Source organism: Photobacterium nomapromontoriensis (assembly GCF_050336815.1).
GTDB classification, from domain to species: Bacteria; Pseudomonadota; Gammaproteobacteria; order Enterobacterales; family Vibrionaceae; genus Photobacterium; species Photobacterium nomapromontoriensis.
This window is the reverse complement of record NZ_JAKJSL010000016.1, coordinates 54781-70792: the sequence shown is the minus strand read 5'-3', so window position 1 is coordinate 70792 and position 16012 is coordinate 54781. Positions and strand designations below refer to the sequence as shown.

The window sequence follows — 16012 nt, the reverse complement described above, 5'->3', positions numbered from 1 at the left end:
ATATACCCAGAGGACAAGCCTCTGGGCACTCGAAAAAAAGTTACGCCGTCACGAGCTTAACCAAATCTGCAGGTCGGTAGTAGACTGATTTCAATACTTTACCCTGACGAATCAGCTTACCGCCAAGATCAACATCTTTACCGCATTTCGCAATGATGTAAGCCCCTTTCTGGCTACCAACAATCACGACGCCTTGAGCGGCATAATACGCTTTCGTCTCGTCGAATTCTTGTTCGTTACGACACACCTTGCTCATATTGCTAGAATGCACTTCGTTCCAACAAGAAACAAAATCAAAGCCGAGGCGTTGCGAAATCTGAAGAAGCAAATCAATCAGGTAACTAATACCGATATTAGCCTCAAGATTTTCGTCACCCAGATGAACCAAACGGCCCATTAATACATAAACTGAATCAACAATTGCATCCGCCTGCTCAACCAATGAATCAGCTTCTGCCAACTCAGTTAGCTCTTCAACAGCCAATGAAGTGTGTAGCGCATCAGCCTGTTCATTCAAGGTTGATGGCGACTCGATATCTAAGTCAAAAGTGTTGCGAAACTCACGAATATCGCGATAGAGATGATCGAATAACGTCTGATCCAAAACAGCCAGCTTCATGCCATTTCCTTTATGTTAAAATACCTCTGAGGCAGAAAGGTACCGCCTCAGTCATCAATACACAGTCCTAGACCATGAGGGAAAATCTTGACGTTAGAATTCTTTCGGTGCAAAACCGGTTACTTCTTTAATGCCCATTTCACGACCCAACGCCGTCATTGGGTGAACAACGACCAAGCCTTTTACTGACTTTTTCAGTTTACCCATATCTGCTTGTTCTGCTTTCGTTAGTGCTCGCTTAAATGGTAATGAGCTAACATCACCACCTTGCTGGCCAAGAAGGCGCTTCTGCTGAGCTTTGATCTTATTTAGCTTTTTGGTCGTTGTTTCGATTTCTTGAGCTGCTTGACCTGCAATCGCTTGGTCTCCGCGATCTTTTGCCCCAGCATGTTTACGACGAAGTTTGTCTAAACGGTTAGTCAGTTGCTGAAGCTCTTGCTTTAAATTCATGTGGTTACCTTAATATTACACTACAACATCCCAGCAAACCTAGCATAGGAATGATTGCTGAACCGGTGATTATATAACATGAACAGATAATATGGCGCAGATTTCTTTTTCTTGCTGTTTTTTTAACTCGGTTGAATGGATTTCAATCAATCAAACCACGCTACACATAAATGCATTATTTTATTGAAGCAAGATCACACTATTGCCCATTTACACCGAATATACTCCGCCCATACATTGACGTTAAAGGACTATCGAATGTGTCAAAAATGTAATATTGCTAGTGGTATACGAGTTAAACGCTCATTTATTGAAAAAACCTTCACACATAAACGTAGCCAGAAGTATCGCTGCCACCAATGCAATTCGCATTACTTCATACAAATTGGCAGACCAGTGAATTCTATATCTTGAGATAACATGGGTATATGATGCTCTATAGGCAATAAATAAACAGATGGTCAAAAAAATGATAGTCACTGGACATCGTGGTGCAGCAGCACTTGCACCTGAAAACACCCTAGCAGGAATAAAACAAGCAGCCCAATCAGGTGCCACATGGATAGAAATTGATACTCAACTTAGCGCTGATTGCATTCCTGTTATTATTCATGATGAAACCGTCAACCGCTGTACGAATGGTAAAGGGAAAGTAGCCAATCTCACTCTTGCACAATTGAAATCATTCGATGCAGGAAGCTGGTTTAATACGGTTTTTAACGCAGAAACGATTCCAACACTTGAAGAAGCACTGAATGCATGTCAAGTATTAGGCTTAAAGCTTAATCTTGAACTGAAAATTCACCACCCTCATCAAATTGAACCGCTTATTCATGCTGTGGTTGATGTCATTAAGCAAAGCCAGTTTCCTATCGAGCACTTGGTACTTTCCAGTTTTGAAAAAGAGGCTCTGACATTATGTCAGGATTTACTGCCTAACGTACGTCGTGGTTTTATCTGTGAAGTCTGGAACGATTTCAGCTTAGAATCGATACAGCCTCTCGCGCTTTACAGTGTCCATATAGATCATCGAATTTTAACGGCTAAAATTGCCAACGCTATCAAAAATGCAGGTATGGTTTTAGTCATCTGGACACTGAATGACCCGCAAAAAACAGCCCATTTCAAGCAGCTAGGTGTTGATAACATCATCACCAATAAACCCCATTTATTTGTTGCTGATTAACCTTGTGATGTACATTTGAGTCTAATTTCCAACGTCGATGGGGTTAATGACCCCATCCTCGCCATCAATTGGACAATTTATCAACACTTATTCCAAAATAGTCCCCACAGCCTCCTATTATTCATCTATAATCACCGACCATAATTTTGTCAGGCTCAGCCGTCTGCTTTAGGAAATAAGAATGTCATTTGCATCACAAAACTTTTCTCCGGAAATTGTCCGCGCACTTACTGAGTGCGGTTACGAGAAATTAACGCCAATCCAAAAACAAGCGATCCCACACGCTCGTCGCGGAAACGATATTCTTGCCAACGCTCAAACGGGTACGGGTAAAACAGCGGCGTTCTCTCTCCCTATTATCCAACAGATCGTTGATACGCCTAAATCTCGCGGCCGTTTCAATGTTCGCGCACTGATCCTTGCACCTACTCGTGAGCTTGTCGCGCAGATTGCCAAGAACATTGAAGATTACACTAAATACGCAGATGTGAGTGTTGCTGCCATTTATGGCGGTACTAAGATGTCTTCACAAGAGCGCGTACTTGAAAAAGGCGTCGATATCCTTGTCGCCACACCAGGACGTTTGCTTGAACACATGGAGCTAAAAAACGTTACATTAGCTAACCTTGAGTTTTTAGTGTTTGATGAGGCAGACCGCATGCTTGATATGGGTTTTGTCACTGATATTCGCCGTATCATGGCGGATGTACGTACCCAACCTCAAACCATGCTGTTCTCTGCAACATTCTCTAGCCAGATGAACAAATTAGCAGGCGATATTCTTCGTAAACCAATCCGTATTTCTGTCAGCCCTGAAAATGCGACAGCAGATACCATCTCGCACGTGGTTTACCCTGTTGATGAAGATCGCAAGCGTGAGTTGCTTTCTGAACTGATTGGTAAGAAAAACTGGCAACAGGTTCTGGTCTTTGTAAACTACAAAGAAACGGCTAATGAACTGGTTAAAGAACTTAAGCTTGATGGCATTAAAACGGTACTTTGCCATGGTGATAAAGCACAAAGCGCACGCCGTCGCGCGCTTGATGAATTTAAAACAGGTAAAGCACGTGTGATGGTTGCAACTGAAGTGGCTGCCCGTGGCTTGGATATCCAAGGCCTACCGCATGTCGTTAACTACGACATGCCATTCTTAGCTGAAGACTATGTACACCGTATCGGCCGTACTGGTCGCGCTGGACTACAAGGCCATGCCGTTTCCTTTGTTAGTCGCGACGAAGAATTAACACTGGTTCAGGTTGAAAACCTGATCAAGCAACGTATCCGTCGTGTTCAATTAGAAGGTTACGAGCCAGCAAACCGCGATGCTCTGCTTGAAAAAATGCATAAGAAGCCGGCTTTCAAAGATCGCCGAGGCCGCACGAATAACCCAACCGATCAGTCTGATGCTGAACGTCGTGCCCGTTTACGCCGTGCTGTATTGAACAAGTCAAAAATCAGTAAACTTAAAAAGTAATCACGACTACATCACCATGACATCAAGTTTTTGATGATTCAATAACAAAAACGGGTTAGCCAATTGGCTAACCCGTTTTTTATCGAACTGACATAACACACTTTAAGTTATTAGACTGAAGTACATCAATATCAGGACATGTAATCTGCATATGGATTATTTTTCACCAGCGATATTGGCTTACCAAAAGCCGTTAGGCTGATTGTCGACTGTGACAATGTCACTGATGTTTCATCCATTACACTGTCACCAAAGTGGTAACGAATGTTTTCTATGCCGCAACAAGCATCAATATCTGCCGTTTGTGCCACTTGAAATACATTACGATTTTTCAACGAGTAGGCTTCTAGCGCTGCCTGACCATATTTATTGGCTAGCATTTGCATTGTTTGCTGTGGTGATAAAACCAACCCTGATGCATTGTTACCGCCAAAACCCTTCGCATTAAGAATGACCGCTTTATAATCCTGCCCTTTATCGCCAGCAAACAAGTGCTCCGTTAAAATATTCAGGTTTGATTGATGCACATCATCAGCAATATGATCAATGGTTTGAATGCCGGGGATCCAACCGTACTGCCAAACACCTAATGACGCTATTAGCTGATCGCCGGACGCACTACTCATTGAATGACCGACATACGATTTGATTGCCGCAACAGGCCAGTTATCAATTTCAAATGTTTTTGCAATTTCGTTCAGAATATGACTTTCAGTCACTCGGTTTTGTGGCGTACCCGTACCGTGTGCTTGTACATACGTTTGCTTAACACCTTCTTTGCCGAGAATTGCTTGAGCCAATGCAGTCGCTTTAGCCATGGTGACATAGTTACCAACACCGGGCGCAGAAATAGACTTTTTATTGGCGTCTGCACTGATAAATACGTCAGCGACAGAACCGTACACATTAGCCCCGAGTTCAAGTGCCAGTTCATCGTCCATCAGCACGACAAACTGAACAGATTCAGCCATGGTAAAACCGGCATTGGCCGCAAAAGGTCGACAGGCGCGTCGGTTGTTCACTTTATCGCTGTTATCCAACGCTTTCAGTTGCTCATCTTCTGCCAGAGCGCCCATCACACGGAAACCTTCCATGATTTCAGCCACAACAGGAGCTTCTGCATTCCCCACAATCACAACACGTGAATGGCCGTTCTGAATATCATGCATACCCTGACGAAGGTTATACAAAAATGTCGCACAGGCCCCCATGTTCGTTCCTGTGGCGCCAATACTATTAATGACATAACCATTAATGAAATCGGCAGGCATTTCCGCTAAAGACAATGCCATCATTTTTGAGCTTACACGCCCGCCAGTCAGTGGTGCCGCTAACATCCCGGAAAGCGATTGGTCGTCAACTTGTGCCAGCGCGCTACCGGCATAAACAGAAACCTGATCGGGCTCTATATGCTTAAGGATCTCACTCCAGTCCATCCCCATGGAATTCAGCGCATCCGAAGCGCCGTATACAGCCAGTTTTAAACCACGAGGATGAAAACGGGAATTATACAGCTTACCTGGATCAAATCCGCTCGGGATATTACCGCCGCTAGAGACAGGAAATGCCACACGATCTTCTAGCAACGCATCGAGTTGATCCGTTACGGTGATCTGTACTTTGCTACCCTGCTCTTCAACCTGCCAGTTCTCAGGAATACGTGTTGGCATTTTAGATTTACGCAGGGTAAAGGTAATCTGGTCATTACTACTCAATGACGCTTTATATTGATAAAGCAGGCTATCAGGATCAAAAGATTCAATACGACGCACCAATGTACCGGCTTTTATCGCATCAATTATCTCAGCATCAATACTGGTATCTTTGGATAGGCCCATCATTCTACAAGCAAGATCCTGCCACGTTGACTGCATATCAGCATCCGATAAGACATCTGCCACCATGCGCTTGTAACTATGAAAGCCAGAACTGCGTCCGGCAGCATTCATACCACCGAATCCGACAATGAGAGGTAACTTTGTCATCTTTAACCTGCTTTTAATCTTTAGTCTGTATAGATTACCAATTTACACTGTTCATTCACCTGTCATTTATGCCATTATGACTGTCATATGCGCCAAATATGCAATAATTAGGTTATTTACTCCATTATGAAAATTGGATTTCTATTATACGAACGCGCATTAATCACTGGCGTTTCTCTCGCAGCAGAAATGTTAAGCAGCGCATCCAGCCTGCGGTCTCGTACCGAACAACGCCTTTCCCCGCTAGAGATAAAACTCATTGCGCCAAAACTCGGCCCCACAAAAGTCACCGCCGGTCTTCGCCTTCAGCCTGATATTACCTATGATGACAACCAGCCATTCGATATTTTGATCTTACCGCCAATGTGGGGCAACCCTCTACAGTCTGTCCGTCGAGCACCCAACATCGTACCTTGGATCAAACAGCAATATCAGCAAGGTGCGAAGCTCGTTGCCACAGGTACGGGTGTAATATGGTTGGCAGAAACGGGGTTGTTGAATAATCAAGTCGCTACTACACATTGGTATTACTATGATAATTTCGCTATCCGCTATCCCAAAGTGACGCTAAATCGACAGGCATCGATCACCGCGGCGAATGGAATATATTGCACGACCAGTATTAACTCGCAGTCAGAGATGGTCCTTTATCTTATTGCTGAGTATTTTGGTCAAAAAATTGCCGATACGATTGAAACACACTTTGGTCACGAGATTTCAAAATCAAATCAGCAACCGTTTTATCAGATTGGTGGACAGCTACAATTTGATGAATCGATCGCCCTTGCTCAGGATTGGATGAAACGCAATATCTCACAACCTATCACGGCACAAAAAGCCGCCGATCACTGCCAATTACCATTGCGTACATTTAATCGTAAATTCAAGGATCAAGTTGGTGAAACGCCACATCAATACCTGCTGCGGTTACGGCTTGATACAGCCCAACAACTGTTACGTGATTTCGGCATGTCAATACAAGATGTTGCTGAACACGTCGGCTATAAAGATAGCTACCATTTTTCGACTCGCTTCCAACAGCAGTTCAGCCTGACACCGAGCCAATATCGTCGAATGGTAAAAGCCAAAATCTATAATCCATAGGCCTATACTGTACCTAAGCGCCCTCTGATCAGGCATTATGAGTGCACGTTTTTATGCTGTTGCGGACCTAAGACATCACCACCTAATGCTATTACTATGCTTACGGTAGTCTTTAATCAGGAAAAACGTTGCATGTGGTCTCTATATTTTACTGCTGGCTTAATTATTAGCTTATTCAGTTGCAGTGTACTCGCTGAAATTCATCCAACCAGCAGTACATTACTGACCGAAGAAAAATGCCGATTAGATATCTATCATCTGGTAAAAAATAACCAGAACCAATATGAACCAAATCTGCAACTTGCCGTCATCACAGACAATACACTTCGCCACCGTTTTGTCGCCCTGAAAACAGATATTAGCCACCCTACAGGGTTTGAGAACATCAGCTATAACCGCTCGGGTCGACCTCATAAAATATTTACTGTGAACTGGCGAAACAATGGCACCGCACACACGGTTTCAAGACTCGTCATGTTAGGCGGTACCAGCGATAAGCAAGCATTCGACATATTCACCCGATCAATCAGTAATGATAACGGACACTTCGAATTAGTAGGAAACGCGGGGAAATACCGATTTAATGTCAAAAATAAAGACATCGATGACTTTTTTCAATGTATGAATACATTTTATCAATACTAATCACGCACCATAATCCAATGAATAATAAGACACAAATGGAATATAGAATCTATACCAATAAGATATATCCGATACTATCACAGGACTAAGAATATTATTTGAAACAAGTTTTGTGATATGTAGCTCAAATATAAATCACATTGATACAATTATCATTAGTAAAATACAAAGTCTACCGACAATGTAATTATTCGTACGGAATACGTTGCCACTTATAAGCCAAATACGTAGTAAAAGGACGTTCAGTGAACCTATCCATCAAGCATAAGCTCTGCTTAGCATTCGCAATCATCATTTTATCTATATCCGCAATGCAAACATGGTTAACCCATGAAAGGTTGACGACAGATGCCAAGCATTCAACGCAACAATTGGTTACCTCTGTCAACCAAGCAACACTCACCACCATTGACCAATGGCTAAAAAGTAAAGCCGTGATCATTCAATCGACAGTGGCCGCTTTTAATCATCGTGCTGAGCCTATTCCTGAATTGGCGCAAACTATGCGAGCTGGCAATTTTGATCTGATCTATGTGGGGGTAGATACTGGTGCAGTCATTACAAGTAAAGACATTTCATTCCCTGATGACTTTGACTCACGACAGCGGCCTTGGTATCAAAAAGCAAATGCCGCACAAAAGACAATTATCACCACCCCCTACATTGACGCTTCAACAGGCAAACTGGTAATCACTGTCGCGGAACCCTTCTCTGCCACCATGAATAAAGGCGTCATTGCCGGCGATGTATCAATTGAGACACTCGTAAAAGATATTTTGGCAATTAATCAAGAGGGGATGTATGCCGTACTGATTGACGGTGAAGGCGAAATCATTGCCCACCCTGACGCATCATTGACATTAAAACCATCCACAATTATTAACAGTTCATTGACTCCGTCACATCTGCAGGCATTAAGCCGAAATAGTGAACTGGAGCCAATGACAATCAGCAAGGTAGAGAACCTTGTCCAAATCAGCGCAGTACCCGGCACAGACTGGTATTTCATGCTTATTCTGGATCAGAATAAATTCTTTAAACAGGTCGATGAAGCCTTACTGGACTCTCTGCTCAGTACGTTAATCCAAATTATCATCGTCATTTGTGCTGCTCTATTCTTGGTTGGCCGAGCTTTGAATCCACTGAATCAATTATCGGAAGCGATGAAAGATCTCTCACAAGGTAATGGCGACTTAACTCATCGCCTTCACATCGATCAAGATGATGAAATTGGACGACTGGGCAGACACGTAAATGCCTTTATCGAGAAATTACATATTTCCGTTACGGGGATATCGGGTGCAACTGAAGAGCTGTCTGTACAAGCAAAATCCAGTTACGATGTCGCTTGCCAAGCCAGTCAGGCGATTCAAGTGCAACTGGGTGAAATATCACAAGTTGCAACAGCCATTCATGAAATGTCGGCAACAGCTCAAGAAGTCGCAAGCCATGCCGAGCAAACAGCAAGTGCAGCGGTCGCCTCGAACCAGAGTTGTAATGAAGGTAAGGCGGTGATCACTCGAAATCAGCAGTCCATCACTCAACTTGCAACGCATGTTGAAGACGCCGCTACAATTATTCGGGAGTTAGATTCAAACGCACAAGGGATCAACACCATTCTGTCAACGATTCAGGGCATTGCAGAGCAAACAAACTTACTCGCGTTAAATGCCGCCATTGAAGCAGCCCGCGCAGGTGAACAAGGCCGGGGATTTGCCGTGGTAGCCGATGAAGTCCGCGTATTGTCACAGCGAACTCATAGCTCAACACAAGAAATACATGGCATGATTGAAACGCTTCAGCGCAATACACAAATCGCCGTTGCCACGATGGAGCAAAGCCAGACCATGGCAACAGAGAGTGTTGACGAAGCGAACAATGCTACCGCGGCCCTTGAGAAAATCACTGAATCTATCGAACATATTTCTGATATGTCGACCCAAATATCAAGCGCCGCCGAAGAACAGCGGGCGGTCACTGAAGAAATCAGCCGTAATACACAAGCGGTAAATGATCTTTCAGAACGTCTATCACAAGAGGCGCAAAAATCTCAAGTGTTAGCTAAAGATCTGAATGAGGTTGCCAGCCACCTTGGCAACGAAGTGAACAAGTTCAAGATATAATCACCGATACGTGACTGGGTATATCTCAAAAGCAAAACGCCAGCAATTGAAGTCGCTGGCGTTTTTTTAAACTGAATAGCCTTACGCTAACCGATGGGTTCCTGAGTGACCCGCCGATTTAGGCGTCACATCTTCATACTCACCATCAATGGTAGACCCTTGAGACTCTTGAGATCCATAACCTTGCTGCTTTAGCGCTTCATTATACGCAGCACTCAATTTCTTTTTAATGAATGGTTTGGCGATCAACGCAGCAATACCAATAAACAGCCCCATTACGGCAGCGAAAGTAACAGTAAAGAAACCAAGTACAAGAGCAAACACACTAGCAATGAAGTTTTTCATATCTGACCTTTCTTTCCTTCTTTGATAGTAAGCAGTGTATGACAGCGAAAATGAACCACTGATGAACAGTTTGTTTATTATTCGCCGCATCATATTTTCAGTCACTTACCTTAGATCAGACACGGTCTATTAGGCGCAACAAGCCTTCAATTGAAATAAAAGATCAACACCTGCCCTCTCACAAGATGCATTCAATCGCTGCTGTGCGGTGACAATATTTTCACGCCAGTTGTCATCATTAGCCCACATTTCAACCACCAAAGGAACACTGCATTGTATTGCTTTCAGCGTACTGAAAATGGTATCGAAATCGACATCACCTTCACCAATAATCAGATCACGAAATTGACCATCACTTTCATCTGTCACTGAGCGTGTATCCTTAAGGTGTATCTGTACAATGCTCTGCTGACTCGTTCGAAGCTCAGCAGCGACATCATTATTCCATGCTGAAATATTCCCTACATCAGGGTAAGCATTAAAAAATGGAGAATCCACTTCACGATTGAGTGCTGCAAACTTACTCAATGAATTTAAATAATCGGTATCCATAATTTCAACAGCAAGCATAATACCTGCTCTTTCTGCTAATGATGCCGACCATTTCATCCCATCAATAAATCGCTGATGAGTCTCTGCGTCTGAGCTTTCATAATAGACATCGTAACCAGCCAGTTGAATTGTACGAACACCCAATTTATAGGCAAGCGCTATGGCTTTCTCCATATGAATCTTCGCCTGATCCCGAATAGCGGAATTACGTGAACCAAATGGAAATCGACGATGAACACTCAGACATATAGATTGAATAGGCAGCTGGAATTGCTCACACCATCGGCGTAGCTGGTACACCGTATCATCATCCCAGTCTAATCTGGCTCGACGTTCATCACTTTCATCGATAGACAATTCAATAAAATCAAAACCCAGATCTTTAGTCATTGCTAATTTTTGCTTTAAATCAATATAACTTGGCAACGCTTTTTCGTACAAACCAATACGATGTCTGAACACATTATTGTACATAAGTCCTTCCCTCTATTGTCATTACAAAGCATCATTCACTACAAACCATTCATGATGGCTGGCCATAGTAAGCGCCGTCACCATGCTTTCTCAGATAGTGTTTTTGTGACAGTTCAGGTTGCAGCTTAATTCCGCTATTGAGTGTTCGTGTCGCCAGTGCCATAGCGGCCACTTCTTCCAACACGACAGCATTGTGCACCGCATCCATTGCATTTTTTCCCCATGCAAATGGTGCATGCCCCGCCACAATAACCGCAGGTATCGCTTGAGAATCCAATTGGCGCTGATAAAACGTTTCAGCAATCACGGTACCAGTGTGCTTCTCATAGTGTTCGGCTATTTCTTGCTGCCGTAATCGACGAGTACACGGTATATCGCCGTAGAAGTAATCAGCATGTGTGGTACCAAGAGCCGGTATGTCTTGTTCTGCTTGAGCCCAAATTGTGGCACTGCGAGAATGGGTATGAACGATGCCACCTATCTCAGGAAACGCTTTGTATAATTCAATATGCGTCTCGGTATCGCTGGACGGATTCAACCGCCCTTCGATACGCTCACCCGCTAAATCAATCACCACAATATCATCCAGTGTCATATGAGCATATTCAACGCCAGATGGCTTAATTGCAATGACTCCTTTTTGACGATCTATTTCAGAGACATTTCCCCATGTGAACGTGACTAATTTATATTCAGGTAACAATAAATTTGCGTGAAGCACTCGTTGTTTTAATTCCGTGTACATGATGATTCCTTCGATTAAATACAGATAACTCTGTCGTCACCATCAAGCATTCATGCCTGCCATACTGCTGACTGAGCGCTGATGTCTCTGTATTTAGACAATGACTGGGATGCATCCCGACTAATGTACAATGAAGGCAAAGGTGCGGGTAGGTTCAAAGAACTTAGCCTGAACACACTTTGCCCTAAATGATAAATCAGGCCTCCTCTAGCGCAGGGACGGCTACTGGCTCTTGGTTTAGTTCCACCACACGTTGCGATAGCGCTTTTAACGCATGCATATCCTGTTTCAAGTTTTGATAGCACGATTTATACACGTCAAATAATTGCTCGTAATGCGCAACAGAAAGAGGGTTCGGCATCACCGCTTTTGATAAACTGAACCATGATTTTATCTGCTCATAATCACTGACTAACCCAACAGCTTTCGCCGCTAGGAATGCCCCGCCAAGTGGTGCTTCGACCTGTTCTTCTATCGTTCGGACAGGGTATCCCGTCACATCCGCGATGATCTGTACCCACAGCGGTGAGAATGCCGCTCCGCCCACCACAATCAACTCATCATCCAACACTCTCGCGCCTTTTTGGCCACATTCAATATTGTGTTTAAGCGCAAATGCCACGCCTTCCAGTACGGCTCGATAAAGATGGAAACGCGTTGAATTGAGTGATAGACCGACGAAGGTGCCCGACGCTTTTGGATCCCAAATCGGACTCCGCTCCCCCATTAAGTAGGGTAAATAAAGAACGCCTTCTGCCCCAGGAGAAATAGCTTTAGCTTGCTGCTCTAATAAATAATGAGGATCATCTCCCGTTATCGACGCAAGCCTGATTTCTTCCTGACAAAAATTATCTCTAAACCAGCTGACAGAGGCTCCCGCTGTCGCCGCACCACCAAAGATGTAATTATCCTCTAGGGCATTCGCAACGTGTGGCATGCTGATCAGGCCGTGTTTTGCATCCACATCTGGGTTTAAAAATCCCCAACACATACTTGTGCCCATCATTGCAACATGACAGCCCGGAGCAACCACCCCCGCCGCAAGCGTGGCTACCGCCGCATCAACGCCACCAGCCACAATCGGCACGCCACTAGGTAAACCAAGATCAAGCGCCATTTCACTATCTATATACCCAACAATATGATCCGATGGCACTAAGTGCTCAGGCATCATAGAAACAGGGATACCCAGCATATTAAGTGCTTCAACCGACCAGCATCGATTTTTAATATCGTATACCCCACCAATATTTCCGGCAGAACTGTGGTCAACGGCAAGATTACCCGTTAGCCAATATTGGACATAAGCGTTTGGCGGTAAGAAATAACGCGTTTTAGCCCAGACCTCAGGTTGATGATTCTTCACCCACAATATTTTTGTATAACCGTAGTAGCTATCAACACCATTTCCGGTAATGGCTTTAAGCCTATCAAGATCAACATGGGTTTTAATCCATTCAACTTCATCTTCTGCTCGTCGGTCCATCCAAATTAAGCATGGATACAATGCTCGGCACTCTTCATCGACCGCAATACCAGAACCACCATATAGGCTACTCACCGTAATGGCTTTGATCTCTTTAGCGTTAAACTTGTCACTATGAGCTAATGTATGGATAACTGATTTGACCGCACTCAGCCAAACATCAGGCCATTGCTGCGCCCATAACGCGTGAGGTGTTTCGACCTTATAACTCACACTGGCGCTGTCGATCACTCGGCCAGTGACATCCATTACCAGCCCTTTGGTACTTTGCGTACCAATATCAATGCCAATAACTACACTCATAACTACACTCCATTTTATAGTGAACGCATCCGCTATGGTTTGAGAAGAACCTTGACTGACTCAGCACCGTGGGCCACTTCAAATGCTGCTTGCCAATCATCTAAAGCGAACTCGTGAGTCACAATACCCTCAGAGGTTATTAATCCTCGTTCTAATAAATCAATCACCACTTCATAGCAATAAGGACCAAGGTGAGCGCCGCGGATATCCAATTCTTTACGGTCACCAATGATGGACCAGTCAACGGTAGTTTCTGAACCAAATACACTGAATTCCACAAAACGCCCCAGTTTTCTGATCATATCAAGACCTTGCGTTACTCCCGGTGCCACGCCTGTCGCTTCAATGTATACGTCACAACCATAGCCATCGGTTAACGCTTTGACTTTTGCCACTACGTCTTCTTTCAGTGGATTTAACACCAAATCGGCACCATAGCGTTTAGCCAGATCTAATCGCTCATCAATGGTATCAATGACAATCAGTTTTTTCGGTGTCTTCAATTTCAGCGCTTGCACCATACCAAGCCCTAATGGCCCCGCGCCGGCGAGAACAACCACATCATTAAATTGCACGTCTGCACGGTTTACGGTATGAATTGAGCATGCCATTGGCTCGATAACCGCAGCGTCTGCAACAGATAGAGCATCCGGCAGTTTGTGCACAATGGATGTTTCTTTAAATAGCATGTATTCCGACATGCCCCCTTCAGCGACTTCATGCTGGAAACCGTAGATATTGTGTACTTCGCACATCCAGTATTTGCCTGACTTACAAAAACGGCACTTATTACAAGGCACAATTTGCTCAGCAAGAATTCTATCGCCCATTTGCACATCAAAATGTTCTTCAGCGCCCTCACCGAAAGCAACCACCACACCAAAAAACTCATGCCCAGGTACAACTGGCGTCTTCACCCAAGGGTCGTCACCCCAGAACATCTGAGCACCAGATTCACACTTAACGTCACCAGCACAAATGCCACAAGCTGTCACTTTAATGAGTAATTCTCTTGCCCCTGGTTTCGGAGTATCAATCATTTCTAAGCGATAATCTTTGGGCCCGTGACAAACTAATGCTTTCATTTTTTCAGGTACGTTTTTCATGATAATATCCTTATGTTAACGTTAACATAAAAGCGTAAAAAAATAGATTATGAGACGTAACTTACAGCGTATCAGGTAACATTAAGTATTTAAAAACAGATAATGTTGACGTTGTCATTTTTGATCAAAGCCACTGATATTTTCGTGACTTCAACAGCACTTTTATCGCTAAAGAGAATTTGGAACGTAAAATATGAACCGGATCAAATTACGCAATTAATTCACCATTGATAAAAATCCGAGAGTTTGCAGGTTGCTCACCAGTATGGATCAACTCAAACAACAATTCAGAAACACTCTTCCCCCACGCTGACGGATCATTAGCAATACATGGGATCGCCATCCCAAATGTTTTGGCATGTGGCACCTCATCAATAGAGAAAAACTGCGGTAATTTAAGCTTAGCATCTCGGGTTGCTTGTACTGCTGCCAAAGTGATCAAGCCATTGACCCCAACAATACGCTGTGGATTATACAAACCCGAACTCAGTGCTTGAGTAATCATAGGCAATGCATTTTCATATTTATAATCGGTATAAATCACAGAAATACGAGTGTCCGTATCGTGCATTGCGCCCAGAATACCCGCCACCCTATCTTGAGTGATCTCTGAATCTTTCGGCCCGCCAACAATAAGAATTTCGTTGTCAGCTTGAGATACCAGATATTTACCCGCTTTCACGCCTAGCTCAATGTTATTCAAAAACACCCCTGGCAAAGTTTGATTGGGGATATCTCGGTCAAGCAATACTAACGGAATACGGTAGGCTTTTGCCTGTTCAATATAGTAAGGATTATAATTGGTATTATCATGTACAACTGACAGAATAATACCAGCAGCCTTATAACTAAACAGTGCTGACACGGCGCGTGATTCAGCCTCAACACTGCCACCTGTATCAAAAATCATCACCGTGTAGCCCTTGGCATCTGCTGCACGACATACCGCTTTCGTGACTTCTGCATACACTGGGTTAAACGTACTGTCTGTCACCATACCTATGATATTACTCGACTGCCCTTTAAGATTTTTTGCAAACGCATTGGGTGAATAATTCATCTCTCTTGCAATAGATAATATTCGCTCACGAGTATCAGGCTTAACCAGTTCAGGTTTGTTAAACGCCCGCGAAACCGTAATATTGGTGACATTGGCGCGTTTCGCAATATCGACAATGGTAGTATTGTTTTTTTTTGTATCCATCGAGTAGAAATCCCCTTAAAACTCACTGGTTTATAACTCGGTTTTATAGCACAGAAATACACAACTGTATTCTTTACAACGACAGAACGTATATTTCAGCGGCGCGACTTTCATCACGTATCCTTTACGCACATAGTTCCATCTGCTCATTTTCTGTTCACAATCACAGTTTTTAATCTGCTGCTCCTATATTTTACATTTCATGTTGACG

At 43.7% G+C, this 16012-nt stretch carries 14 protein-coding genes; 5 read left to right on the top strand and 9 right to left on the bottom strand.

What is annotated here, in order from left to right:
- Nucleotides 1-40: 40 nt before the first annotated feature.
- Both L4D12_RS02230 and L4D12_RS02225 read right to left on the bottom strand, forming a co-directional pair.
- Complete coding sequence (locus tag L4D12_RS02230) at nt 41-619, bottom strand: nucleoside triphosphate pyrophosphohydrolase family protein (protein WP_428446191.1); 579 nt, start codon at nt 617-619, stop codon at nt 41-43.
- A 93-nt stretch (nt 620-712) separates the two neighbouring features.
- Nucleotides 713-1069: a YibL family ribosome-associated protein gene (locus L4D12_RS02225; RefSeq protein WP_428446190.1), complete on the bottom strand. Its 357-nt coding sequence runs from the start codon at nt 1067-1069 to the stop codon at nt 713-715.
- A 472-nt stretch (nt 1070-1541) separates the two neighbouring features.
- Here L4D12_RS02225 and L4D12_RS02220 point away from each other — a divergent pair, with 472 nt between their 5' ends.
- Entirely contained in the window at nt 1542-2255 is a 714-nt protein-coding gene (locus L4D12_RS02220; protein WP_428446360.1) for a glycerophosphodiester phosphodiesterase family protein, read from the top strand.
- A gap of 181 nt (nt 2256-2436) precedes the next feature.
- Nucleotides 2437-3729, top strand: coding sequence for a DEAD/DEAH box helicase (locus tag L4D12_RS02215; RefSeq protein WP_428446189.1), 1293 nt, complete (start codon nt 2437-2439; stop codon nt 3727-3729).
- Between the two features lie 131 nt (nt 3730-3860).
- On the opposite strand, the gene L4D12_RS02210 is transcribed toward L4D12_RS02215, so the two are convergent.
- A complete protein-coding gene (locus L4D12_RS02210; RefSeq protein WP_428446188.1) occupies nt 3861-5714 on the bottom strand; it encodes a beta-ketoacyl synthase in 1854 nt (617 codons plus the stop codon).
- Nucleotides 5715-5840: 126 nt separating this feature from the next.
- On the opposite strand from L4D12_RS02210, the gene L4D12_RS02205 reads away from it, so the two are divergent.
- The 3 genes from L4D12_RS02205 (at nt 5841) to L4D12_RS02195 (ending at nt 9586) form a co-directional block, all read left to right on the top strand.
- On the top strand, nt 5841-6818 hold the full coding sequence (locus L4D12_RS02205; RefSeq protein ID WP_428446187.1) for a GlxA family transcriptional regulator: 978 nt from the start codon (nt 5841-5843) through the stop codon (nt 6816-6818).
- Nucleotides 6819-6950: 132 nt separating this feature from the next.
- Complete coding sequence (locus L4D12_RS02200; protein WP_428446186.1) at nt 6951-7463, top strand: hypothetical protein; 513 nt, start codon at nt 6951-6953, stop codon at nt 7461-7463.
- Between the two features lie 245 nt (nt 7464-7708).
- Entirely contained in the window at nt 7709-9586 is a 1878-nt protein-coding gene (locus L4D12_RS02195; RefSeq protein WP_428446185.1) for a methyl-accepting chemotaxis protein, read from the top strand.
- A gap of 81 nt (nt 9587-9667) precedes the next feature.
- On the opposite strand, the gene L4D12_RS02190 is transcribed toward L4D12_RS02195, so the two are convergent.
- From L4D12_RS02190 to L4D12_RS02165, 6 genes are all read right to left on the bottom strand, one after another.
- Nucleotides 9668-9931, bottom strand: a complete 264-nt coding sequence (locus tag L4D12_RS02190; RefSeq protein ID WP_428446184.1) for an FxsA family protein — start codon at nt 9929-9931, stop codon at nt 9668-9670.
- A gap of 129 nt (nt 9932-10060) precedes the next feature.
- Entirely contained in the window at nt 10061-10957 is an 897-nt protein-coding gene (locus L4D12_RS02185) for an L-ribulose-5-phosphate 3-epimerase (protein WP_428446183.1), read from the bottom strand.
- A 49-nt stretch (nt 10958-11006) separates the two neighbouring features.
- A complete protein-coding gene (locus L4D12_RS02180) occupies nt 11007-11702 on the bottom strand; it encodes an L-ribulose-5-phosphate 4-epimerase (protein ID WP_428446182.1) in 696 nt (231 codons plus the stop codon).
- A 196-nt stretch (nt 11703-11898) separates the two neighbouring features.
- Nucleotides 11899-13491 (bottom strand): FGGY-family carbohydrate kinase, encoded by a 1593-nt coding sequence (locus tag L4D12_RS02175; RefSeq protein WP_428446181.1) that lies wholly within the window; start codon nt 13489-13491, stop codon nt 11899-11901.
- Nucleotides 13492-13523: 32 nt separating this feature from the next.
- A complete protein-coding gene (locus L4D12_RS02170) occupies nt 13524-14597 on the bottom strand; it encodes an alcohol dehydrogenase catalytic domain-containing protein (protein ID WP_428446180.1) in 1074 nt (357 codons plus the stop codon).
- 208 nt (nt 14598-14805) lie between these two features.
- Nucleotides 14806-15801: a LacI family DNA-binding transcriptional regulator gene (locus L4D12_RS02165; protein ID WP_428446179.1), complete on the bottom strand. Its 996-nt coding sequence runs from the start codon at nt 15799-15801 to the stop codon at nt 14806-14808.
- Between the last annotated feature and the right edge of the window lie 211 nt (nt 15802-16012).

Coding starts and splice junctions, on each gene's coding strand:
- L4D12_RS02170 (WP_428446180.1), bottom strand. CDS start 14,597: ATGAAAAACGTACCTGAAAAAATGAAAGCATTAGTTTGTCACGGGCCC.
- L4D12_RS02165 (WP_428446179.1), bottom strand. CDS start 15,801: ATGGATACAAAAAAAAACAATACTACCATTGTCGATATTGCGAAACGC.
- L4D12_RS02180 (WP_428446182.1), bottom strand. CDS start 11,702: ATGTACACGGAATTAAAACAACGAGTGCTTCACGCAAATTTATTGTTA.
- L4D12_RS02190 (WP_428446184.1), bottom strand. CDS start 9,931: ATGAAAAACTTCATTGCTAGTGTGTTTGCTCTTGTACTTGGTTTCTTT.
- L4D12_RS02175 (WP_428446181.1), bottom strand. CDS start 13,491: ATGAGTGTAGTTATTGGCATTGATATTGGTACGCAAAGTACCAAAGGG.
- L4D12_RS02200 (WP_428446186.1), top strand. CDS start 6,951: ATGTGGTCTCTATATTTTACTGCTGGCTTAATTATTAGCTTATTCAGT.
- L4D12_RS02215 (WP_428446189.1), top strand. CDS start 2,437: ATGTCATTTGCATCACAAAACTTTTCTCCGGAAATTGTCCGCGCACTT.
- L4D12_RS02230 (WP_428446191.1), bottom strand. CDS start 619: ATGAAGCTGGCTGTTTTGGATCAGACGTTATTCGATCATCTCTATCGC.
- L4D12_RS02205 (WP_428446187.1), top strand. CDS start 5,841: ATGAAAATTGGATTTCTATTATACGAACGCGCATTAATCACTGGCGTT.
- L4D12_RS02210 (WP_428446188.1), bottom strand. CDS start 5,714: ATGACAAAGTTACCTCTCATTGTCGGATTCGGTGGTATGAATGCTGCC.
- L4D12_RS02225 (WP_428446190.1), bottom strand. CDS start 1,069: ATGAATTTAAAGCAAGAGCTTCAGCAACTGACTAACCGTTTAGACAAA.
- L4D12_RS02185 (WP_428446183.1), bottom strand. CDS start 10,957: ATGTACAATAATGTGTTCAGACATCGTATTGGTTTGTACGAAAAAGCG.